This is a genomic window from Peribacillus sp. P4_C12 (assembly GCF_056402095.1).
Genome location: NZ_JBFUIB010000014.1, coordinates 18,736 through 42,992 on the forward strand (window position 1 = coordinate 18,736; position 24,257 = coordinate 42,992).

Consider the following 24,257-nt stretch of genomic DNA (forward strand, 5'->3'; position numbering starts at 1 on the left):
TCTATTATAATAGCTTGGAAATATTAATAAATCCTTAAGATTTTACTCCCACTGCTATATGCACCATATCCTGTCATTATACTAACATACTTACCTCTCAACTTATATTTTAGAGTACTTTTACTAAAGGCTGATCGTCTACCCTCTGACCAGTTCAATAAAGATTCGTTATTCCAAAGATGATAAGTTATATCATAATACTGAACTTTTGAGTGATGTTAACAGAGTGATGATGTACTTTTCTATGTTTAGCACGAAAACCCCATTAGAACTTGTCACAAACTTAGAAACGAAAAAGCATGGTGTAAGAAGAGGATTCCTCTTACACCATGCTTTTTTTGTGTTATTTACGATGCATTTTGAATTCCAAAAAGAGTTCATTGTAACGGGCTAAGTTTTTCTTCCCAAGGTTTTCGTACACTTCCAGTTTCTCTGTTAATTCTGGTGATGGATAAAAACGTTCATCCTTCACTACTTCTTCCGGCATATATTTCAACGCTTCTTTATTAGGAGTTGAGTAGCTAACATATTCAGCATTTTGTGCCGCTACTTCTGGATCCAGCATGAAATTGATAAACTGATGAGCCGCGTCCACATTTTTGGTCGTTTTCGGTATAACCATATTATCGAACCATAAATTGGACCCCTCTTCTGGCACCACATATTCAAGATCTTCATTTTCAGCCATAATTTCAGAAGCTACTCCAGACCAAACCAGACCAATCGCCGCCTCCTGTGCTTCCAATAGCATGCGGCTTTCATCCCCTACAATTGCTTTAATGTTCGGAGTGAGTGTATCTAGTTTGGCTTTTGCCTCTTGAAGATGTTCTTCATTCGTATCATTCAGAGAATAATTCAAAGAGTTCAGGCCCATACCCATTACTTCTCGGGCACCATCTGTTAAGAGGATTTCATTTTTCAAATCATTATCCCATAAATCTGCCCAGGCTGTAATCTCTTTACCACCAAGCATCTTAGAATTATAAACTATACCAACAGTTCCCCAGAAGTAAGGAACGGAAAATTTATTTTCTGGATCGAACGGCAGGTTGATAAATCGCTCGTCGATATTTTTCAAATTAGGAAGCTTTGAATGATCCAAGGGAACAAGTAAATCTTCTTCACGCATTTTATCAATCATATATTCGGACGGGATAGCGATATCATAAGTCGTACCGCCCTGTTCGATTTTGGTCATCATTGCTTCATTAGAATCGAACGTCTCATATATGACCTTGATGCCTGTTTCTTCTTCAAAACGGTCGATTAAATCAGAATCGATGTAATCGCCCCAATTATAGATGGTAAGCGTATAGCTGCTCGTAAAACCCTGCGATGTATTCAATCTTGAAATCGCATATAAAAGCAGGGCAGATACGACAGAAATGACTAAGAACATTTGGACGAGCTTTTTCATCGTCTCCCCCCCATTCCCGTCTGCCTGACTCGTTGAGTAATAAAATAATAAACGACAACCAACAGAAGTGTTACTGCGAACAGCAATGTCGATAACGCATTAATATTTAATGAAATTCCACGGCGCGCCAATGAATAGATTTCCACGGAAAGGGTGGAGAATCCGTTACCGGTCACAAAAAATGTAACCGCAAAATCATCGAGTGAATAAGTCAAAGCCATAAAAAACCCAGCAAAGATACCTGGTAAAATGTAAGGCAAGATAACCTTCGTCAATACATCCCACCGACTTGCCCCTAAATCACGGGCAGCATCGATTAAGGTCGGACTCATCTCCTGAAGTTTTGGAAGCACGAGTAGAACAACAATTGGAATACTGAAGGCGATGTGTGACAACAGTACGGAGTAAAACCCGAGCTTGATTCCGGCCATTGTGAAAAGAATCAGGAAGGAGGCACCAATAATCACATCTGGGCTGACGATCAATACGTTATTCAGAGACAATAAAGTATTTTTTGCTTTACTRCTCGTAAAGGACCGGATTCCAATTGCTCCAATCACGCCAATGATCGTAGCGATTAGTGCAGATAATAAAGCAATCACAAGTGTATTTAATACAATGATCAACAACCTTGTATCTTGGAACAGCTCCTTATACCATTCAAAGGTAAACCCTTTAAAGTCATACATCGTACCACCGCTGTTAAACGAGTAAAATACTAAAAAGAAAATCGGTGCATAGAGAACGAGAAAAATCAAAACGAGAAACGCTTTTGATAAAGGTGATAATTTATTACTCATTTTACACACCCTGCTTTCGGTTACCCGTTACAAACATAATCAGGAACATTATAATAATCAAAAAGACAGCAATTGTGGAACCCATTCCCCAATCCTGTGTCACGAGAAAATGCTGCTCGATTGCCGTACCAAGGGTAATGACACGATTACCGGCAATCAACCTTGTCAGCATGAACAATGAAAGTGCTGGGATGAAAACGACCTGGCACCCCGTCTTAACACCATCGATTGTTAACGGGAAAATCACGCGGCGGAATGTCATCCATCGGGACGCTCCTAAGTCATTCGCTGCATCTAAAAGTGTTGGATTCATTTCGTCCAGTGCATTGAATATCGGTAAGATCATGAACGGGATAAATATATAAACCGAAACGAATATGAAACTGAAATCTGTAAAGAGAATTTGCTGCTTCCCAATTCCTATCGCTTCTAGAAAACCATTCGCCACACCATATGTGCCAAAAATACCGATGAAGGCATAAGCTTTTAAGAGTAAATTAATCCAAGAAGGTACGATGATCAATAACAGCCACAACTGCTTATGTTTGGTTTTTGTCAACAAGTAAGCAGTCGGATAGGCCACTAACAGCGATATTCCTGTAATTAAAAAAGCATACCAAAATGAGCTCAAAGTCATTTTTAAATAAACGGGTGTAAAGAATTTTTGATAGTTAATCAATGATAGATTTCCTTCGATATCAAAAAAAGAATAATAAAGGATGAGCAGAATAGGCGCAATAACAAATAGAGCAATCCATAGGACATAAGGAATGAAGTAAATATTACGGGACATTTTATTCTGCATGACTTTCCCCATCATGATACGCTTCTAGACGCTTATCGAATTCTTCCTCTGTTTCACCTAACCTCATGACATGAATTGCTTCAGGATCGAAATACAGTCCAATTTCGTCTCCAACTGTCGCCTTTTTAGTAGATTGGACAAGCCATTCATTACCATCATGGTCATAGCAGCTGATTTCGTAATGCACACCACGAAATAGCTGAGAATCCACTCGAACCTGCAGTTTCCCGCGATCAACAGAAGTAATCTCTAAATCTTCTGGACGGATGACAATATCCACTGCTTCATTACGATTCAAACCTTGGTCGACGCATTCAAATTGCCTTCCGACAAATTCCACTAGATAATCTTCAATCATTTTTCCTTTTACGATGTTAGACTCACCAATGAAATCGGCAACAAATCGATTCAGCGGCTCATCATAAATATCCGTAGGCGTCCCACTTTGCTGAATTTTCCCTTTGTTGAGAACAAAGATTTCATCCGACATCGCGAGTGCTTCCTCTTGGTCATGAGTGACGAAGATAAAGGTGATTCCAAGCCTTTGTTGTAGTTCACGTAATTCATATTGCATTTCTGTACGCAATTTCAAATCAAGGGCAGATAACGGTTCATCAAGAAGGATAACTTCTGGTTCATTAACAATCGCTCGGGCAATCGCTACCCGTTGGCGCTGACCGCCGGACATTTCCCTGATTTCACGTTTTTCATAGCCCTCCAAATTTACGAAGCTCAGAGCTTCCTTTACCTTTATTTCTACATCCGCATTTTTCATTTTTTTGATTCTGAGCCCGAATGCCACATTTTCAAATACATTTAAATGCGGAAAAAGTGCATAATCTTGAAAAACCGTATTAACTTGTCGTTTATTGGCTGGAACATTATTGATTTTTTTTCCTTCAAAATAAATATCGCCCTTGGAAGCTTCCGTAAATCCAGCAATCAAGCGAAGGATAGTGGTCTTGCCACAGCCTGAAGGACCTAAGAGTGTGTAGAACTTGCCCCTCTCAACTTCAAAACTAACATTATCGAGAACAACGGTATCATCATCAAATTGCTTTGTAACGTGTTCGAAGCGTATAATCTTCTCGTTTGTCATAGCTACTTCCCTCTTTCCATTACCTTAATAATCTATTTTTACCCTAAACAAACAGCAGCATATGTTTTGGTTTCTATAAATATGATTCCGTCACCACAAGCAATAACTCAGATGGACCATCAAAATCATTGATGATTTGGTGTTCATCAGATGCATGAAAATAAATCGATTCCCCGGCTTTTACGAGATAAGTATGTGTACCTAGCTTTACAATAACTCTTCCGCTTAATACATAACCGAATGTTTCCGACAAGGATGGTTCGAATTTTTTGAATTCCCCTTTTTCCTGAAGAGTCAGGCGAATTGGTTCCATTTCCTTCTCATTCGATTCAGGTACAAGCCACTGAATTTGATAGCCTCGTTCCTCATCGATAAAAAATGTTTGTGCCTCTTCCTCATAAACTACTTTCTGGACCTGTTCCTCTTCATCGAAGAATTGCTTTGGGGTACAGCCTAGTACTTCTAAAATATTGAAGAAAGTTTCAATTGAAGGCGAACTCAAATCTCTTTCTAATTGTGAAATATACCCTTTGCTTAAATCAGTTCTTTCTCCCAACTCTTCTTGGGTCAATCCCTTTTTCAAACGAAGGTTTTTTATTTTCTTTCCAATTTGCATAATTTTACCCTCAATCGGTTTACAAATAGTAAACTTAAAGTTTAATTTAACGAATATTATTATACAGGAAATGCAGGAAACTTCAAACGAAATTTCCAGGATAGCAGATACAAAAAAGGGACTGCCCCTCTGGCAGTCCCCCTTTACAACTTCGCATAAATCTCTTGTGCTTTCTTTTCCCCATCTGCAATACAGTCCGGTATTCCGACACCATTGTATGAACAGCCAGCAAGTAAAACATTCGGATAATTCTCGGCGATTTTAGCCTCCAACGATTGAACAATGTGAGGATGCTTTATATGGTAATTCGGCATATCTTCATGCCATTTTGTTACTTCACTAGTTATAGGAGTCCCGGAAATACCCAAGCTATTTTTAATATCACCTAAAGCCACCTGTATTAATTCCTGTTTCGTTAGGGACTGTAATCGATCATAGTCTGGACTTGAGCTTTTATAAAAGAGCCTTACTAAAAGCTGACTGTTTTCAGAGGTATGCCCCCATTTCCTGCTCGTCCACGTACAGGCGTTACAAATTAAATCACTATTATCACCAGCAATGAAACCTGTCCCATCATTAGGAAGCATGCTATCTGGTATATCAAACCCAAGATAAATGCTAATCATCGAGCTATTGATTAAGCCCGCGAAGTCTTTATCCAGCTCCTGATCACCCAATAGTTTCTGGGCAATAGTGTGCGGCGTACTCAATACGATGAAATCCGTTTCTAGCATTTCACCATTTGCCAATGAAATTATATACCCTTCATCATTCTTTATTATTTTTTCCGCCTGGGTCCCTTTTAAAATTTCTACCATATCGAGACTTTCCTCAATACGGTCAATCAATACAGATAAGCCATTTTTAAATGAAAGGAACTTCTTATTTCCCTTACTCTGGTATTTCTGCTTATTTTCAGATAGACCGCGTATGATGCTGCCATATTCATTTTTATAATCCAGCATCTCTGGCAGTGTTTTAGCAATGGTCAATTCATTCAATTTCCCTGAATAAACACCCGATAGGACAGGTGAAATTTGTTTTTGCACCAATTCCTTACCTAAGAAACTTTCAAGAAATAAGCCGATTGAGTCATTCTTCGTAAACGTCTCATTTTTTGTATAGAAATCCTTTAAGGCGTCGACCTTCCCTTGTGCAGATACAAGTTCACTCTCCGCCAGAGACTCTACGCTCATTGGAATTCCAAATAAGGCATCTTCCGGGATTTTCTTTAGCACGCCATCCGTATGGATAAATGATTTTCCTGTAGCATTATAGACCACTTGATCCTCTAGGTTCAATTCTTTAAGAAATGGTTTTATATTTTGTTTCCTGGCGACAATCGAATCGGCACCCGCTTCTATTTTAAATGGCCCGTCATGCACGGTCCTGATTTTACCACCTAATTCCTCATTACCTTCTATTAATATTAATCGTACGGAGAGACTGTCCGCTTTAGCTGCTTTTTGTAAATAATACATGGTTGATAAACCTGTAATGCCTCCACCTACGACTACGACTGTTTTCATTAGGACTACACCTCGATTAACGAAATTTTCATTAAGTAAAGTGTACCATAAGGCAGCCGTATTATTAAAAGCGACCCCCTAAATCATCAAGTTTCCTAATGAAGCTTGTAACAAATTGGACAAAGAAAAAGACCTTCCCTGTTTCGAAAAGTCTAATTGCCCTATGCATATATCAGTTGTTACCTATTTAATAATTCGTAATCGAATGAATCTGTATTTACGTGTGGTTCCTTTTTCTTTTTTTCCAATCAGAAGGAAAGCAATACCCTTCACAAATCAACCCATCAAATGCAATCTCATAATCTATATTCCATTATCTCCATCCACCCGCTTCTTCCTTCTTTTTGAATTCCTGTATCTTGAAATCCCGATTTCTCATAAAGAGTTTTCGCTATCACGTTCATGGCGTCCACTGCAAGAATAATCGAATCTTTGTTTGGAAAAATCCCCTTTGCGAATTCTGGAAGGACTTGCAAGGCTTTCTTCGCAATCTTTTTGCCTTGGTGCTTTTGATCAACGAGAAATCCACGGAGTAAAATTGCTTTATTATTGTTGGTGAAAGGGCTAATGTTTTCTCCAATGTGTAAAACGAAAAAACCAACAGGGATACCATCAGCCCATATAACGAAAGGATGCCTGTCCACATCTTCCCGGCAGTATTGTAGTGACTGTTCCGGTAGAGCTGAAAAGGAGGTTTGTGTTTCCGGTAAATAAAACTGTGACAGCTCCTGATGATGTTCCCGCAGATAAGGCGTTAAAGCGATGGTCTCGATTTTCTGATCCTGTTCCACCTGATCACACTCCTTCAATATTGAATACCTTAATAATTCGATACTTCCTCCGAAAATCCCTCCACTAACTGGAAGAAGCGCTGCCGAAGATATCGGCAGCGCTTCTTCATATATTCAGTGAGTGTTTTCATTGATTGTTAGTGCTTCACGTAAATTGATTTGCTGGCGGAGTATATTGGCGACATCACGGGAAATTTGTCGTTTTTCAAACATATCCTGTACTTCGTCACGCTCTGCCTGAATCGCTTTATAGAATAGCTCTCTTTCATATTCGACCATTTTACTGGGAACACGGCCTCTATTTTCTCGTTTGCATCTTAAAATAAGCACTTTATACTCTTCAATAATCATGGAAGACGTCTCATGGTTTTCTGAAGTAATCCCGGCTTGGATCTCTTGGATGGCAGCTTTATACATCCTGACTTTAAGGTCTCTTACCTTTACCAATCTCTCTAAATTGATTCTTCTTATTTCATTTTTATTAGGGAAAAATAATTTAAAAACTCGCAACATACTTCTTCTAAAAAGTGTTACTGTCCTGAAAAAACGGAATTTCATTAGGTTTGTGACCGCGCCTTCCATACGTTGAATATATTCCTTGCATATAAATGCCGTTTCTCGGTCCACTTTCTCATCTTTAATAAGTTTATCTAGGAATCTTTGCTCTGCCTCAAGAGCTTTAAAGCGAAGAACCCTTTCTTCCTCTCTTAGTGCAGCAGGCTCTTTCTCTTGTTCTACATAGGACAGTGCGTTGATTTTCGTATGATATCTTGAAATGATCGATAAAGCCGCTTCTCGGTTTTCATCTGTCATTTGGGATTCTACAACTCGAATCGCCGCTTGATGTGTGTGAATGGTAGCCGATTTTGTTTTATCAGCCTGCTTATCTACGATTTCCACTTCTTCTGATCTTGCTACAATAGGTAGAAATACACTCGCAACAATCAAGGTCAATAGTATAACCCCTGCTGCAATAAAGATGATTAACGAGCGCTCTGGGAAAGGACTTCCATCTGCCAATACGTATGGAATCGAAAATGATCCAGCTAATGTTACCGCTCCTCGTACTCCGGAAATGGTAATGATTCCGGCCGCTTTCAAGTCTGGTTTTTGGGCTCCAGCTTTTTTTGTGATCCAGCCAATCGACCAAGCTGCGATAAGCCAAATGAATCGTAAAACAAAGAGGAACAGTGTAATAATCACAATATAAATAATAACTTGTCCATTATTGAAAGCTGGATCTTCAAATATAGTTTTCGCCACGCTTGGAATTTGCAGGCCAAGTAAAACAAACACAAGTCCATTTAGTACATACAAAATGACAGACCATGTACTCTTTGAAACAACCTGCAGTTCTACCGTCGGTGATAATTCCCGATCCCGTTCAATGGCATGGACAATACCCCCAGCCACGACCGCTAAAATCCCAGAAAGGTGGAAATGTTCCACAGCGAGGAAAATAATAAAAGGAGTCAGGATTTGGATTAGCATGTGCATCGTAACATCTTCCATTCCTAAACGGCGAAGAAATACACGGAGCCTGATAATGATGAAGGCAATAATTGCTCCACCTACAAACCCACCAATTGAAATCCATATAAAACTAAACGTTGCATCCACTAGGGAGAAAACACCAGTGACTGTAGCTGCAACAGCAAATTTAAAGGCCACAAGACCTGAAGCATCATTCATTAACCCTTCGCCTTCAAGAAGATGCATTATGCTCTTCGGCAGCTTAACGCGGCTCGCCAAAGCGCTGACTGCCACTACATCGGTAGGTGACAAAATGGCAGCTAAAGCAAATGCAGCCGGAAGTGGAATCGAAGGAATCATCCAGTTGATTAGATAACCTCCGGCCCAAACCGTTATGAATACTAGGCCTAATGCAAGCATGAGAATAGGCGCTCTCAGCCTCCATAGGGCTGTACGGGGCACATTCTTCCCATCGTTGAATAAAAGAGGGGCGATAAATAACAGCAAAAACAGCTCTGTCTCCATCTCTACGTGGATACCAAAAGGTAAAAGCGCCAGCACAACACCCAGCGTTATTTGAATTAACGGTACAGGTATAAAGGGTATAAAATGGTTAATTACATTAGACATTCCAATTAAAATTAGAAGGGCTAATATAACAAGAAAAAACTCCATACAAACATCAAACATCCTCTCTCATCTATTTTCATAACTATAAGCGTACCATATATATACCCCTTCATTCATTCAATAACTATTATTTCCTAGAAGCACCCGGAATAATGATACCTTTTTATAAAAGCAAGTKACCCTCACGTTGCGGGATAGATAAAGTTGAATATTAAGGTGATTGGCGGCATTTACCCTATCAGCTTTTTCCGATTAGTGTACTCGACTTCTATACCTATACATTCATATTGTTCGCGGAACAAAAAGACGAAGGTGTTTGTGCAACACATTTGCCTGAAAAGGTAAAAGAAACCCTTCATCGCCATCAATATTGATTGCAAGTTCCTCTGATGTAGATAAATGCAGCTTAGAAGTTTGAATATATTCTACTTCTTCGTGTCCCTTTATCTCGCCCTTTATTAAACTCGGAATAATCTTGATAATAAGCGGAAGGGATAAATCTTTAATAATAAATGTGTGCAACTTTCCATCATTTACTTTCGCCTCGGGTGCAAGTTGTTCGAAACCGCCGACTGAATTAGTCATCGTGGCAATTAATAAATATGCCTCTCCCAACCACCTTCCCTGATCATGTTCAACAGTTAAAGAAAACGGAGTCTTTTTGACTAATGTTTTTGCTCCTTCTATAAAATAGGCAAGTGAGCCCAGACGAGTTTTTTGCTCAACGGTCACATTAGAGGTAGCCTCGGCAATTGCACCGACCGCCAGCACATTCATGAAATAACGATCATTGATCTTCCCGATGTCAGCATCCTTAATCTGTGCTTCATTTAACATCTCTATGGATTTATCAGGATCCAATGGTATGCCAAGGGACCTAGCGAAGTCATTTACCGTTCCTAGTGGAATGATGCCGAAAACAGGCCGATGCTTCTGTTCGGCCAACCCATTCACTGTCTCATTTACTGTTCCATCTCCCCCCATCGAAATGACAGCATCAAATTTTTCTGCACAGGATTCCTTAGCAAACTTCATAGCATCACCTTCGACTTCCGTTTTACGAACAATCACTTGATCATAGATATCACCTAGTACCCTTTCTGCATTCGGCAAAATCTGTCCTGCCTTTTCCTTCCCTGAAGATGGATTTATGATAATCATCACTTTTGACATATGCGACCTCCCATTAATGTACTTCTACTACCAAGTTACCTCTTTACTAAAGTACTAAAACCGCACACCCTCTTTTCAGGAGCTTAATATTCATTTTTTTGAATCAAAAGTATCTGGTCATGAAAAAAAGAACGAAACACTACTGACAAGTCAGATACTTTCCTTCTTTACGATGATATTTTCCGCCGTACTTTAACAAGTTGAGAATGCAAGCCATCGTTTCATATTTCTAGTATTCACTCTGTTTTTTGCTTATCGGTGCTTAAAGGAGAAAAAGTTATATTCTTTAGTCCTGCACAGGAACTTTCATATATTAACTGCTGTCTTAAGAACTTACCGACATTTTAGAGCAAGCAGCTAAAAGACATATAGAAATAGAAACAGGTTAGCCATCAATTTGTTTTTTTGTAATTTATCTGTACTTCAATCTGTTACATAAAACACTATTTTATTTCATTGAATATTGGATAACCTTTCGTTCGCTCTTAATTTTCCTCACTTCTCAACCTATATATTTCTTCAGATTTTCACTTTTTTTAAATAAATGACCAAAAAAAATATTAACAAAAACCCTATTCCTATAGGGTTTTTGTGCTCAATCTGAAATATTTTTTAAATTTTCTGTAAAATACCTATACATTTTCCAATTTCGGGTATATACTGTATTATAACAACAGGCAAACAACAATAACTGTACTATATAGAGGAGGAGCGAGACATGCAAACAAATCAATCAAGTTTATTAATAAACCATTCATTTAACCATTGCCCGGAATGTGGTGAAACACTTGTTGAACAATCAGATTCCTATCTGATAGAATGCGATCGCTGCCTTTCTAAACGTGAAGAATAAATCATTTTAAGAAAAAATATAAAAACATTTAAAGGAGGAAATAATCATGCAAACGAAAAAACCCATTGAATTTTTCAACAATATCCCTGCTAAACATTGCCCTGAGTGCGGTGATCATATTGTCGAACATGCTGAGTCCTACTTAATGGAATGTGACCGCTGTCTTACCAAACGTGAAGACTAGTTTAACCAAATTAAAAGGAGGAAACCACATGCAAACTAAAAATCCGTTAGAGTTCTTTAGAACCCTGCCACCTAAACAATGTCCCGAGTGCGGTGATCAAATCACTGAACAAGCTGAATCTTACCTCATGGAATGTGACCACTGCCTTTCTAAACGCGAAGACTACTAAACMATTTAAAGGAGGAAACCATCATGCAAACTAAAAATCCGTTGGAGTTCTTTAGAACCCTACCACCTAAACAATGTCCCGAGTGCGGTGATCAAATCACTGAACAAGCTGAATCTTACTTAATGGAATGTGACCACTGCCTTTCTAAACGCGAAGACTACTAAACAATTAAAAGGGGGAAACTATCATGCAAACTAAAAATCCGTTGGAGTTCTTTAGAACCCTGCCACCTAAACAATGTCCCGAGTGCGGTGATCAAATTACTGAACAAGCTGAATCTTACCTCATGGAATGTGACCACTGCCTTTCCAAACGCGAAGACTACTAAACAATTAAAAGGGGGAAACTATCATGCAAACTAAAAATCCGTTGGAGTTCTTTAGAACCCTGCCACCTAAACAATGTCCCGAGTGTGGTGATCAAATCACTGAACAAGCTGAATCTTACCTCATGGAATGTGACCACTGCCTTTCCAAAAAAGATGAATATTAAAAAAAGATACTGACATCAAGAAGCTGTAAAGGCCAACTTTTTGATGTCAGTACATTTCCGAGAAATCACCAATATATTAACTTGCCACTCCAACTCCCTTTCAGTGCATTATAAAAAGGATGTCCGTTGAACACCCTTGGTTTTTTTCTATTTACCCACATATTTATCCATATATTTCTCACTAGTCTTCCTACTACTGTTCTGTAAGTAATCCAAGGCAAAAATCATGAATTCGATGCCAAGGCGTTGATCTGAGCGCATAAAATTTGACCCTAATAGTTTTTCTAATTTTTCTAGCCGATGGTACAGTGTTTGCCGGACAATAAATAGTTGTTTTGAAGTTTCCTGTTTCGACCCATTACAAGCGAGATAGGTCTTCAAGGTAGGCATCAATTCACCGTTATTTTGTTTGTCATATTCGATAACAGGACCTAAATATTCATGAACGGTTTCTTCCAAATTACCATGCTTATTGATTAGAGAAATCATACGATACATATGTAAGTCCTGATAAAAAAAGCTTCTGTTCTCCTCTGGTAAGGTATCCTGAAGCAATAAAGTCTCACGAGCCGTTTCATAACTTTTATAAATCTCACTTAACTTTTGAACGTGTTTTCCAAACCCAATAGTAAGCAGGCTCATACGATTACGTCCGCTGACATCCATTTTCATAATACGATCCAAGGCACTTGTCACCCTTCCTTTCCAATCTTCGGATGAACGATTATCGCCTAGGATAAAGACAAGGTGCTGATGAATTTCCATAGAGAAAATCTGAAAGCCATATTGTTCAAAAACTGTCCTAAACATTATCTTAAAATAGGTTCCATCTAATTTTGCCGAACTTTTATTATACCGTGGATGTTGTTTGCAAATGCAAACAATCCCGCCATCTAGCTGCATTTTCGGATCAATATAGGAAAGCCGCTCACGGATTGCTTCGTCGCTATACTCCCCTTCAATCCAGTTTGTCAGCCATTTGCTTTCTTCTGACATTTTCTTTTCTTCTATATATAATTCCCGTAATAGATGCTGAGCCAATGCGGTGGCTGTCCGATCCAAGATCAGTGAATCAAAATCCGTCAACTCTCTATCGCTACTGCAAATGAGCAGTTCCGCATAATTCTCACCGAGCACTTGAATCGGTTGTCTAAGAACGGTTTTGTTCAAAGTTCTCTTTTCTTCATTTACTTCCACTAACATTTGATAGGTTATTTTTTTCTTTATTTTTGGAATACTGGCTATATCGTTTTCATTAAAGATAAGAATAACCTGTACATTTAAATAGTTATGGAGAAATTTTAGAATTGATTCATAATGGTCAATTTCGAGGAGATTTTTATTTAGCTGCTGGGAGTAGTTCTCTAAGTTGGAGATCATTTGATATTGTTTATTAATGATTAGGGAATGAATATCCTGAGTAATTTCTACGAATGGAACTTCTTGATGAAATAGGATGATAGGGAATTGGTGTTCATCTGCAAGATCTATCGCACATTGGGGAATTGCCATGGTGCGGGTACCTATCTCTATACACAGTCCTGCTGCATTACATTGAATTAGCTGATTTAAATAGGAAAGAAATGTGCTATCACAATCTTTCCACCCCAAACCGGTGGTCAGAATCAGTTCATTTCCATTTAACAAGTGGCTGATTTGGGTGACTTCCATGCAGTGGACCCATTTCACTTGACGCTTTATTCCACTGCTGCCGGCGATTATATCCGTCTGATTAAAATGCCTGCGCGTTAGAATTTCCTCGATTGTAATCGAAGTATTCATTCATCCATCCACCATCCTTCTATAAAACTGCTATAAAATCTATTATAAACGGACAGTCTATAAATCTCCAGACACTTGTCAGAAAATCTAACGTCAAAATTCAACAAAAAATTCATCACTTATGTTCAAAATGATGCTATGAACTCAAATTCTACATTGATTATCTATTGGCCATCTATCTTACCAGTTCTATCAGAAAGCCAACAATATTGATTTCTTAGGTTCAAAAGCATTCTCGAACTTTGATTCAAGACAGCCACACAAAAGTGGCCTATTCATTTGATGAATAGGCCAGCATTTCAGGTTTATAAGTGAATTTTAATGCAACTTCCTGAAAAGCAATGTTGAGAAGTATTTTCTTCCTTCCGGGGTTTTGATATTCAACTGCTTCCATTCCTGCTTCGTACCTTCTATCAGTTCGAAATCGAGAAAAGCCCCACTTAAATTTTCCGAGACCCGGGTGATTCGATATCCTCTTTCAAGTAAAAAATCAATTTGTTCCCTTTCTAAGCGATACTCTTGATATTCGGACATTTCTACTCCCCCTTTTTTACACATTCTCCCCGCCAGTAGCAGTCGTAATAACCAATTCTTTTTCAATTTCTAATTCCTTTTCGATTTTCCAATCCCTCCCTATTGAAATACCTAAATATTTCTCATCACTTGGGTCAATAATTTCAGCTTGTTCATATTTCTTAAACCACCAAAATTTTGCCAATACATAATAACTTACGCTACCAAGCACGAATCCCACAATAAACGAATAGTTTGAAAAAACTGTGGCACCTATTCCACCAATCGCCCAAGAAATGATTCCCGCCCAATTCACACCATTCAAGTATTTATATTGACCTTCACTTTCATATAGTTCTGGTACATTAACACGTCGTTTACGAAGGAAATAATAATCAGCCACCAGGATACCAACGATAGATGCTAAAACTCCACCTACAATTAACAAAACTTCTATTATTATGCCGAACAAGCTCCATGGCTGAACTACGATTCCAATAAACCCGGCGACAACAACTCCCGCCCAAAAAGGCATTTTAGGACCCATGACATTTGAGAAAATGGTAGCTGCCGGGATTACATTGGCAGTAGTATTCGTCGACCATTGAGCAAAAACTATCATGATTAAAAGGACTCCAAGAGCAATTCCACTTGCCGATCCTTGTATAGCAACGACGGGATCATAATTGGAAACAGCCATGTAAGAAACCCCTCCGATAATAACCATGAACGTCTGAGTAATGGGATAGGTAATAATATTCCCAATAATCTGCCCCTTATTGCGCCTGAACCAATTTTTTTCATTTTTAGGTGCCTTGATATAACGAGAAAGTGTCGGCATATCCGCCGCCAACGTACCCCAAAATCCCATATTAGCCATTATGACGACCATGAAAGCCGTTGCCGCTGCACCTCCAGTTACCGGACTTTCAATCCAGGTCCATACATCTCTTCCTTGGGCCACAGCTTGATCGGAAAGAGTAAAATACATCCAGCCTGAAATCAAGATGATGACTGGTGCTGCTAAGTCAGCAAAACGTTCAATCGACTTGATTCCCATTGCCGTGTTAACTAATTGTAAAACGGCAAAAATGAGGAAGCAGATAAACCAATTATCAAAGTTAAAAAGGGTTGCAAAGATTGCATTCATTGCAGTTGCACCGAAGTAGGTGTTAAGACCAAACCAGCATGAGGCAACAAACCCCCTAACAACCGATGGAATATGGGTACCAATCGTACCGAATGGCGCCCTCATATAAACTGGGAAAGAGATGCCATGCTCAACCCCGATATCTCCTGTCATTGTCATCAAAAAGCCAAGAACTACACAAGCAATAACCGTTGCCAGCACGACCCAGCCAAGCGCTAAGCTTTGTACACCGTTACCGCCAATTGCAAAGGCGGCCAATACTACAGCCATTCCTACCCAAATAAATCCAAAGCCGGCTGCACTTATGTTCTTCTCACTATGAGGTATAGGCAGCAAATCGGGAGACTTTAAATATTCTTTCTTCTCACTCATATAAAACCCCCAATATTAATTTGCTTGTTATTCCTTACAGAATTTTTAGACAGGAAGCTTGTGCTCTGAATCCGACTCCAGCGACGTGTTATATTTAGCCCGTTTCAAGTATTGTCCTTTCCCAGCCTCACCTACAAATTGCTTTTCTCTAATGACAAATTGACCGCGTGATAAAACAGAAACCGGTTCACCTGTTATTTTCATTCCCTCAAACGCATTATAATCGACAGCCATATGATGAGTATCTGCAGAAATAGTCCGCTCCACCTTTGGATCAAAGATGACAATATCCGCATCTGATCCTACAGCAATCGTTCCTTTTTTAGGGAACAATCCAAAAAGTTTGGCTGCCCGGGTTGAAGTGATGTCCACGAATTGATTCAAGGTGATACGCTCTTTCTTGACTCCTTCCGAAAACAGAATACTCATTCGGTCTTCTATTGTAGGACCACCATTGGGGATTTTCGTAAAGTCTTCACGCCCGAGATCTTTTTGACCTTTAAAATCAAAAGAGCATTGGTCGGAGCCTATCGTTTGCAACTGGCCTGTTTTTAAAGCGTTCCATAGTACTTCCTGATTTCTCTTCTCCCTTAATGGTGGAGACCATACATATTTAGATCCTTCGAAATGGGGCTTTTCAAGGTAGGTTTGGTCAAGGACCAAGTATTGCGGGCAAGTCTCACCCCAAATATCAACCCCTTTATTTCTTGCCTCTGTAATCTTTTCAACCGCATCTTCACATGTGACATGAACGACATAAAGCTGACTGTTTGCCATCTCCGTCAACTTGGCTGCTCGTCCCGTTGCTTCTCCTTCAAGTTCCGGAGGCCTTGTTAACGCATGATAAATCGGATCAGTATGACCTTCAGCAAGCGCCTGCTTTGTTAAATAATCAATCACATCACCATTTTCAGCATGGACCATGACAAGTGCGCCAAGTTCTTTCGCTTGAAGCAGTGTACGGTAAAGTGTCGCATCATCGGCTTGAAAAACATTTTTGTAAGCCATAAACACTTTAAACGAAGAAATCCCTTCATTCTCGATGATACTTGGCAACTCAGCCAGAACCTTATCATTAATTTCACTAATCATTAAATGAAAACTATAATCTATTGCTGCTTTTTCACTTGCCTTTTCGTGCCACGTTTCTATAGATTTCTTTAATGGCGCCCCTTTTTCGGTCAAACAAAAGTCGATGACCGTAGTCGTACCTCCATATGCAGCAGCTATCGTACCTGTTTCATAATCATCCTTTGTTGTAGTCCCACCGAACGGCATATCAAGATGGGTATGTGGGTCAATACCTCCTGGAAAAATATACGCGCCTTTTGCATCAATGATTTCCGCTCCCTCTGCTGAAAGGTCTTTACCAATCATTGTAATGATTTCATTTTCAATTAAAATATCCGCTTGATACGTATCTGCAGCCGTTGCAATTGTTCCATTTTTAATAATTTTCTTCATGATCTTCTTCATATATAATCTCCTCCATTATTTTACGAAATCAACACTTTCATTACCGATATTCCCAAGGAATGCCTGACGTTCATTCCAAGTCATTGGAGGCAAATCACTTGCCAGTTCAATCATGTCGATTGCTCCATCAACCGGGCATACAATCGAACAAAGATTACATCCGACACAATCTTCTTCACGGACTCGTAAGAAGGAGTTGCCTGACGGGTCTTTTAACATATCTATACATTGATGTGAAGTATCTTCACATGCAATATGACATTTATTGCAGTTAATGCACACATCATTATTAATGCGCGCCACTACCTTATAATTAAGATCTAAATTTCCCCAATCGGAATAACGGGGTACAGACTTACCAACAATATCCATCACAGAGGATATCCCTTTTTCATCGAGGTAATTAGACAGACCATCAATCATGTCCTCGACAATTCGAAAACCGTGATGCATGGCAGCGGTACAAATTTGCACTCCCGTTGAACCCATCAATAAAAATTCAACCGTATCCTTCCAATTAGATATTCCACCGATTCCCGATATCGGAACATTAATCAGTGGATTCCTTGCACATTCTGCAACCATATTTAAAGCAATCGGCTTCACAGCAGGACCACAATACCCGCCATGGGCACCCTTACCGCCTACATGGGGAATCGTATTCCATGAATGGATATCCACTCCCGCCAGGCTGTTAATCGTATTAATCATACTAATTGCATCCGCTCCACCGCGTATAGCGGCTTCCGCAGTAACCGTGATGTCAGTTATATTCGGAGTAAGTTTGACAATGACAGGTTTCGATGCCGCTTCCTTTGCCCAATATGTTTGCTTTTCCACAAGCTCAGGAACCTGTCCAGAAGCAGCGCCCATACCCCGCTCAGCCATACCGTGCGGGCAGCCAAAGTTCAGTTCATAACCATCAACCCCCACGTCTTCTATGCGTTTGATAATTTCATGCCACTTATCTTGATGCGGTTCGACCATTACTGATGCAATGATTGCATGGTTAGGGAAACGTTTTTTCGTTTCATATATTTCTTTTAAGTTCACCTCAAGTGGTCGATCCGTAATCAATTCAATGTTGTTGAAACCAGCTACTCGTTGGCCATTAAAACCCACAGCTGCAAAACGTGATGAGACATTCAGAATAGGATCTCCCAACGTCTTCCAAACGGCTCCTCCCCAGYCAGCCTCAAATGCCCGCTGCACTTGATACCCCGAATTAGTAGGTGGTGCCGACGCCAGCCAAAAAGGATTGGGAGATTTAATACCTGCAAGATCAATTGATAAATCAGCCATGTTAAGCCTCCTAATTTTCATTTTTATTAAGCAATATCTACCGCTTCGCTCATTAAAATTCGGTCAATTTCATAGGCTGTCTTCTTCCCTTGCTGGGCAGCGGAAACAACCATTGCCTCACCTTGGCCTTTACCAAAAATAACGTCACCACAGGCAAATACTTTTTCATTCGACGTTTTATATGAGTCTCCATCTAATGTTACGACGCCTCCATCATGCTCAATGCCAAACTGTTCAATCAGTCCTACATATCTAGATTGGCCGATAGCACGGATAACGCCATCGACAGGTATAACAAATTCTGATCCAGAAATCGGTACTGGACGACGGCGACCATCTCCTCCTGCCTCACTAAGCACCATTTTTACACACTCGATACCCGTTACCTGACCATTGCTATCTGAAATAATCCTAGAAGGGTTCGTCAGCCAGTGAAACCCGACACCTTCCTGTTTAGCAAACTCATATTCAAAATCGTAAGCTGTCATTTCCTTCTGGGTACGACGATAGATAATTCCAACTTGTTCGGCACCAAGACGTACAGAACAGGTTGCTGCATCAATCGCTGTATTCCCAGCTCCAATGACCGCCATTTTCTTCCCAACGAATTTATCAGTGATAGCCTCTGTTTTCGTTGCCTTGACGAAGTCGATTGCATCATATACTTCAGCCAGGTCTTCTCCCTCAATTCCAAGTTTTGGAACACCAGACATTCCAATCGCCAAAATAACGGCATCATAGTCGGTGGTTAACTGGGTAGCAGAAACATCAACACCAACCCTCGTATTCGTTTTAATTTCAACATCTAAACTCTTTACTTGATCAACTTCCCAATAAGAAATGCTCTGTGGCAAACGGAAAGATACGATACCGTACGTATTTAATCCACCTGGATTTTTTTCAGCTTCGAAAATGGTTACACTGTAGCCAAGCAAGGCTAATTCCCTTGCTGCAGATAAGCCCGCAGGTCCGCTTCCGACAATGGCAACCTTTTTGCCATTCTTCTTCCCGGCCTTGAATAGAGCTTGTTTATTTTGGATGGCCCAATCTGTGGAATAACGCTGGAGATTGCCAATCATGATTGGCTTTGTAGAATGGTTTAGGACACATGCCCCCTCACATAATTCTTCTGTCGGGCATACTCGCGCGCAACTGGCACCGACTGGATTGGCTGTCATGATCGTCTTGGCCGATCCTTTAAAATTCCCTGATGCTATTTTCTTAATAAAACTTGGAATATCTATCCCTGTCGGACAGGCTTGAATACATGGGGCATCATAGCAGTATAAACATCGATTCGATTCTTCCAAAGCTTCACGTGGGGTTAACCCCCTCTCCACTTCCTGAAAGTTCATCGCCAGACCATCTTTTAACGGACTCGTCATACTCATCTACTATTCTCCTTCCAAAAATTTATTTGTGAAAAATAAAAAGGGAGGAATTGCATGTATTCATCTAAAATAGCATTTCCTATCCTTGCAATTAGAGAATTTATGGCAGTAACCACTGTCGTTCTTCATCGTTCTATTTAGAAAGACAGTCACGACGATATAATTGCCAATAATCTCACATTCCGTTTATTATTTTCTTTTATTTTCTTGATGATCACGCATTGGTATCTGCTTCCTTCGGCCATTAAAAGCCCCCCCAATCGTTCTTAAAAACTCACAATCTGGTAATAACCAGATAAATTGAGTATTCTTTATTTTATAATGATAAAAAGCAAGTTACATTATACAAAGTGTAAAATATTGTTAACTGTTTAATGTGCACTATGTAATAACCATGTGATATTTCCTAACAACAAATGATAAACATCGTCATTTTTCTACAAACCTTACTTAATATTCATCACACTTACTGAATTTTTTTAATAAAACTAACTTATCAACACTTTGTCCACAAATTAAAAAGCCCTAGAAAATATTGAATGCAATTTCCTGGGGCTTTTAAATTTTATTCACAGGTTATCCACACAAATATAATATGTGGATAACAAGAAATACTGTGTTATTTCAACGTTTTCCAGTAAGTATTGTATTTTTCTTAAAAAACTATACACAGGTTCAATAGTGAATTTTCAGTCACTAACAACTTGCTAACAACTTATGCACATATTATCAACAAAATAATTACTTAGAGTTAATAACGTATTGATGATATTTTTCATAATCTGTTTTCTTGCACTCAAGTTTTAATTTAGATCCCTTCTCATCATATTCTGTTTCCGTTATATGACCATGCTCATTGAAATAGGATACCAACTGTCCCTGGTCATACGGAATCAGCATCTCACAGCGAATATAGTCTACAAAAACATGTCCTCGGATTTGATCGATCAATTCCTGTATGCCTACTTTGTTTTTCACTGACATATAAACAGAGTCACGATTCACCTGCGGGATATCTATTTCAGTCAGATCTGCTTTATTATAAGCAAAAATAGTTGGAATTTCTTTAATGCCTATATCATTCAAAGTTTGATCTGTAATCTCTATTTGCTGCTCATAATTGGGATTGGAAAAATCAACAACATGAATCAATAAGTCAGCTTCGACCACTTCTTCTAAGGTTGAACGGAACGCTTTCACAAGATGATGCGGTAATTTTGAAACAAAACCAACCGTGTCCGTCAGTAAAAATTCCTTATTATCCGGCAAAGGAATGTTTCGCACGGAAGTCTCAAGCGTAGCAAACAGCATATCCTTTTCCAAAACCTGCTTTTCGGTTGTTGGGTGAAACATTTCAATCAAAGCGTTCATGATCGAGGATTTCCCTGCATTCGTATAACCGACTAAAGAAACGACTGGGATGGCATTCTTTTTCCGCTGCTTCCTCTGCGTTTGACGGTGTGCAACAAGTTCTTCCAGTTCTTTATTCAAAACACTTATATTTTCCTCTATTCTCCTACGGTCAAGCTCTAACTGCTTTTCCCCAGCACCTTTGTTTGTACCAACTCCACCACTCTGACGACCTAATGACTCCCTTAATCCAACGAGACGTGGGAGCATATATTGAAGTTTTGCCACTTCTACCTGAAGCTGGGCTTCCTTTGTTTTTGCTTGGTGTGCAAAAATGTCCAGAATCAAGATTGTCCGATCAATTACCTTACAATCCATGTCCCTCTCCAGATTCCGAAGTTGTGAAGGCGACAACTGATCATTAAAGATGACGACATTCGCTTCCTTATACTCCACAAGATTTTTTACTTCCTCTATCTTTCCGGTTCCGATAAAATGTGATGAGTTCACCCGATGCAAATTCTGTGTGATCGTCCCGACAACCTCTACCCCACAGGCCTCCGTTAAATTAGCCAATTCCTCCATTGAATAATCAAAATCCTTTTGGCTATTGAGGTTTACCCCAACTAAGATTGCCCTTTGCTCTAATTCCATTCTTTCAAATCCCTTCCTGTAACTGCCATACTCAATTTAACAATCACACAGGATCATCCTATGCCTCATTAAAAGTCAGCCACATTGTAGCACACTACATAGAACATGCATAACGATTGCTTGGCTCTGCATTCAAAAATGTTCTTATTAGGATTCCTTTTACATAAAAGAAAATTCAACATATTAAATACCAGGCCATATTCAGACCTGGTATTTTTGGTATTCTATTGGTTTCTTTTATTTTCTTTCGACCTTATAGGATTGAATTCAATCGTTTATTAATCGTCCCGATCTACTTTACCCTCTTTTACCTCGTCATTTTCATTAAGCAACTCGAGCCATAGTTGAAATTCAGATTCAGCTATATATCCGCCTTTTTTATAAGATGCCAGGACTCTTCCAGTATCGAACCGTTTCTGTACATCCCTTCCTCTTTTCTCAATAATGGTTTCGTTAACGATCGATCACTTCATCTTGCGGCGTTGTACTCGCCCATTCAATTGCTTTTCTGTTGAGTGAAAAACTTCTGAACTGTATGTGAATTATCAGTTTCACATGAAACATTTTGAAGCAGTACAAGAAAAGGCTTCCTTGCACCTTTAAAAGGAACCAGGAAGCCATATTCTATTACTCTTTTATTCTTAGCAATCTAAGACTGTTCAATGTGACCAATAACGTTGCTCCCATGTCTGCAAAAATTGCCATCCACAGTGTTAACCAGCCTGGTGCTATCAATAGTAAAGCCAGAATCTTAATCGCTAACGAAAACGTGATGTTCTGCTTAATAATTTTTAACGTTTTACGACTTAGGCGTATCGTATAAGGCAGCTTTGATAAGTCATCACCCATTAAGGCAATATCTGCGGTTTCAAGGGCGGTGTCTGTCCCCGCTCCCCCCATCGCAATCCCAACCGTGGAAGCCGCTAAAGCCGGTGCATCATTGACACCATCGCCAATCATAGCCACTCGATTATATTTCTGTTTCCATTGTTTGATAAAGGCCAGTTTATCTTGCGGCAATAGCTCCGCTTGAATCTCATGAACGCCGGCTACTGCTCCAATCGCTTTTGCTGTTCCGATATTATCCCCGGTCAACATTATCGTTTTTTCAATCCCGAGAGCATGCAGTTTCCGGATTGCTTCCTTACTGCTTTCCCTTATTTCGTCCGCAACTGCAATCAGTGCAAGGAGTTTCATTTGATTGCCAAGCACCATCACCGTTTTCCCTTCATTTTGATAATCATTTATTTGGATACGAACATCTTCAGAAAAGGCTAAACCGCCCTCTTCTTCAAAAAGATGTGGTTTCCCAATGTAATAGACTTCTCGATTTATTGTTCCTTTTATACCTTTACCCGTGATTGCGGTAAAATCCTCAACCACAAGAGAGTGATAGTCCATGTTCTGGCTCTCTGCTTTTTGGAGAATGGCCGTGGCAAGAGGATGTTGTGAACAGCTTTCTAAAGCTGCAGCAATCCCTAGAACTTCCTGTTCACTCACCCCGTCAACCAATACTGTGAAATCAGTCACTTCAGGTATTCCCTTTGTCAAAGTACCTGTTTTATCAAACGCTATCGCCTTTATGGCTCCAGCTTCCTCCAAATGGACTCCGCCTTTAATCAGTACACCATTTTTCGCAGCATTTCCGATGGCTGTTACAATTGCAATTGGTGTAGAGATAACTAAAGCACAAGGACAACCAACAACCAGCACAGCCAATCCTCGGTAAATCCATTCACTCCATTCCCCGTTTATGACAAGCGGCGGAATAACGGCAATGGCCAACGCTATCAGCATAATGGCGGGCGTATAGAATTTTGCAAATCTATCAACAAATGCCTGGGAAGGAGCTTTTTCAGCCTGAGCTTCTTCAACAAGATGTATGATTTTTGCAATCGTCGTATCCTCTACTCGTTTCGTGACCTCCACTTCCAGCAGTCCTTCACCATTTAAGGTTCCAGCAAATACTTCACCCTCAACCGTTTTAAATATTGGCTCTGATTCCCCTGTAATGGCTGCCTGATTCAGTGTCGAGGCACCTTTCGTGATCCTGCCGTCCATAGCGAGCTTCTGACCGGGTTTGACAATCATGGTGTCGCCCACCTCAATCTCATCAACAGCAACCATCATTTCGTGATGTCCCCTACGAATCAAGGCCTCTTTAGGAGCTATATTCATTAATGATTCTATAGAATTCCGGGCTTTATCCATCGAATACTTTTCCAGGGCTTCACGC

At 39.7% G+C, this 24,257-nt stretch carries 23 protein-coding genes; 6 read left to right on the forward strand and 17 right to left on the reverse strand.

All coding sequences use genetic code 11. The features are described from left to right. Positions 1-343: 343 nt before the first annotated feature. From AC1DUW_RS05245 to AC1DUW_RS05285, 9 genes are all read right to left on the reverse strand, one after another. The gene (locus AC1DUW_RS05245) at positions 344-1,417 is read right to left on the reverse strand and encodes an ABC transporter substrate-binding protein (protein WP_053348248.1); all 1,074 of its coding nucleotides are present in this window, start codon (positions 1,415-1,417) and stop codon (positions 344-346) included. Further along, complete coding sequence (locus tag AC1DUW_RS05250) at positions 1,414-2,217, reverse strand: ABC transporter permease (RefSeq protein WP_053348247.1); 804 nt, start codon at positions 2,215-2,217, stop codon at positions 1,414-1,416. Before AC1DUW_RS05250 ends, AC1DUW_RS05245 begins: the two co-directional genes overlap by 4 nt. A 1-nt stretch (position 2,218) precedes the next feature. Next, entirely contained in the window at positions 2,219-3,022 is an 804-nt protein-coding gene (locus AC1DUW_RS05255) for an ABC transporter permease (protein ID WP_053348246.1), read from the reverse strand. Further along, positions 3,012-4,121, reverse strand: coding sequence for an ABC transporter ATP-binding protein (locus AC1DUW_RS05260; protein WP_053348245.1), 1,110 nt, complete (start codon positions 4,119-4,121; stop codon positions 3,012-3,014). The genes AC1DUW_RS05255 and AC1DUW_RS05260 overlap by 11 nt, the downstream gene beginning before the upstream one ends. A 73-nt stretch (positions 4,122-4,194) precedes the next feature. Then, positions 4,195-4,737, reverse strand: coding sequence for a helix-turn-helix domain-containing protein (locus AC1DUW_RS05265; RefSeq protein ID WP_053348244.1), 543 nt, complete (start codon positions 4,735-4,737; stop codon positions 4,195-4,197). 143 nt (positions 4,738-4,880) lie between these two features. Beyond that, positions 4,881-6,266: a protoporphyrinogen oxidase gene (locus AC1DUW_RS05270; protein ID WP_053348243.1), complete on the reverse strand. Its 1,386-nt coding sequence runs from the start codon at positions 6,264-6,266 to the stop codon at positions 4,881-4,883. A gap of 296 nt (positions 6,267-6,562) precedes the next feature. Next, entirely contained in the window at positions 6,563-7,057 is a 495-nt protein-coding gene (locus AC1DUW_RS05275; protein WP_053348242.1) for a GNAT family N-acetyltransferase, read from the reverse strand. Positions 7,058-7,171: 114 nt separating this feature from the next. Continuing rightward, on the reverse strand, positions 7,172-9,205 hold the full coding sequence (locus tag AC1DUW_RS05280) for a Na+/H+ antiporter (protein WP_477642143.1): 2,034 nt from the start codon (positions 9,203-9,205) through the stop codon (positions 7,172-7,174). Between the two features lie 237 nt (positions 9,206-9,442). Further along, positions 9,443-10,333: a diacylglycerol/lipid kinase family protein gene (locus AC1DUW_RS05285; protein ID WP_477642144.1), complete on the reverse strand. Its 891-nt coding sequence runs from the start codon at positions 10,331-10,333 to the stop codon at positions 9,443-9,445. A 718-nt stretch (positions 10,334-11,051) separates the two neighbouring features. On the opposite strand from AC1DUW_RS05285, the gene yhfH (AC1DUW_RS05290) reads away from it, so the two are divergent. Genes yhfH (AC1DUW_RS05290) through yhfH (AC1DUW_RS05315) form a run of 6 tightly spaced genes read left to right on the forward strand, consistent with a single transcriptional unit; the run spans position 11,052 to position 12,031 of the window. Continuing rightward, positions 11,052-11,186 carry a protein YhfH gene (yhfH, locus tag AC1DUW_RS05290; protein WP_083450933.1) on the forward strand — a complete coding sequence of 45 codons (135 nt, stop codon included), beginning with the start codon at positions 11,052-11,054 and terminating at the stop codon, positions 11,184-11,186. Positions 11,187-11,232: 46 nt separating this feature from the next. Then, positions 11,233-11,370, forward strand: a complete 138-nt coding sequence (gene yhfH / locus AC1DUW_RS05295) for a protein YhfH (protein ID WP_082527582.1) — start codon at positions 11,233-11,235, stop codon at positions 11,368-11,370. A gap of 28 nt (positions 11,371-11,398) precedes the next feature. Next, positions 11,399-11,539, forward strand: a complete 141-nt coding sequence (gene yhfH, locus AC1DUW_RS05300; RefSeq protein WP_082527583.1) for a protein YhfH — start codon at positions 11,399-11,401, stop codon at positions 11,537-11,539. Positions 11,540-11,562: 23 nt separating this feature from the next. Then, the gene (yhfH, locus tag AC1DUW_RS05305) at positions 11,563-11,703 is read left to right on the forward strand and encodes a protein YhfH (protein ID WP_082527583.1); all 141 of its coding nucleotides are present in this window, start codon (positions 11,563-11,565) and stop codon (positions 11,701-11,703) included. A gap of 23 nt (positions 11,704-11,726) precedes the next feature. Next, the gene (gene yhfH / locus AC1DUW_RS05310) at positions 11,727-11,867 is read left to right on the forward strand and encodes a protein YhfH (protein ID WP_082527583.1); all 141 of its coding nucleotides are present in this window, start codon (positions 11,727-11,729) and stop codon (positions 11,865-11,867) included. 23 nt (positions 11,868-11,890) lie between these two features. Beyond that, positions 11,891-12,031 carry a protein YhfH gene (gene yhfH / locus AC1DUW_RS05315; RefSeq protein WP_082527586.1) on the forward strand — a complete coding sequence of 47 codons (141 nt, stop codon included), beginning with the start codon at positions 11,891-11,893 and terminating at the stop codon, positions 12,029-12,031. A 147-nt stretch (positions 12,032-12,178) separates the two neighbouring features. Here the strand turns inward: yhfH (AC1DUW_RS05315) and AC1DUW_RS05320 are convergent, their stop codons facing one another. The 8 genes from AC1DUW_RS05320 to AC1DUW_RS05355 form a co-directional block, all read right to left on the reverse strand. Continuing rightward, positions 12,179-13,813 carry a PucR family transcriptional regulator gene (locus tag AC1DUW_RS05320; protein WP_053348239.1) on the reverse strand — a complete coding sequence of 545 codons (1,635 nt, stop codon included), beginning with the start codon at positions 13,811-13,813 and terminating at the stop codon, positions 12,179-12,181. 318 nt (positions 13,814-14,131) lie between these two features. Continuing rightward, positions 14,132-14,347 carry a hypothetical protein gene (locus AC1DUW_RS05325; protein WP_053348238.1) on the reverse strand — a complete coding sequence of 72 codons (216 nt, stop codon included), beginning with the start codon at positions 14,345-14,347 and terminating at the stop codon, positions 14,132-14,134. A 16-nt stretch (positions 14,348-14,363) separates the two neighbouring features. Beyond that, complete coding sequence (locus AC1DUW_RS05330) at positions 14,364-15,848, reverse strand: NCS1 family transporter (RefSeq protein WP_477642145.1); 1,485 nt, start codon at positions 15,846-15,848, stop codon at positions 14,364-14,366. Between the two features lie 45 nt (positions 15,849-15,893). Next, positions 15,894-17,312: a dihydropyrimidinase gene (gene hydA, locus AC1DUW_RS05335; RefSeq protein WP_053348272.1), complete on the reverse strand. Its 1,419-nt coding sequence runs from the start codon at positions 17,310-17,312 to the stop codon at positions 15,894-15,896. A 27-nt stretch (positions 17,313-17,339) separates the two neighbouring features. Then, complete coding sequence (preA, locus tag AC1DUW_RS05340) at positions 17,340-18,626, reverse strand: NAD-dependent dihydropyrimidine dehydrogenase subunit PreA (RefSeq protein WP_477642146.1); 1,287 nt, start codon at positions 18,624-18,626, stop codon at positions 17,340-17,342. Positions 18,627-18,652: 26 nt separating this feature from the next. Next, positions 18,653-20,011, reverse strand: coding sequence for an NAD(P)-dependent oxidoreductase (locus AC1DUW_RS05345; protein ID WP_083450936.1), 1,359 nt, complete (start codon positions 20,009-20,011; stop codon positions 18,653-18,655). A gap of 747 nt (positions 20,012-20,758) precedes the next feature. Beyond that, entirely contained in the window at positions 20,759-22,021 is a 1,263-nt protein-coding gene (gene hflX / locus AC1DUW_RS05350) for a GTPase HflX (protein ID WP_477642147.1), read from the reverse strand. A 627-nt stretch (positions 22,022-22,648) separates the two neighbouring features. Then, positions 22,649-24,257: heavy metal translocating P-type ATPase (locus tag AC1DUW_RS05355; RefSeq protein WP_477642148.1), on the reverse strand; the 1,609-nt coding region annotated here is incomplete at its 5' end.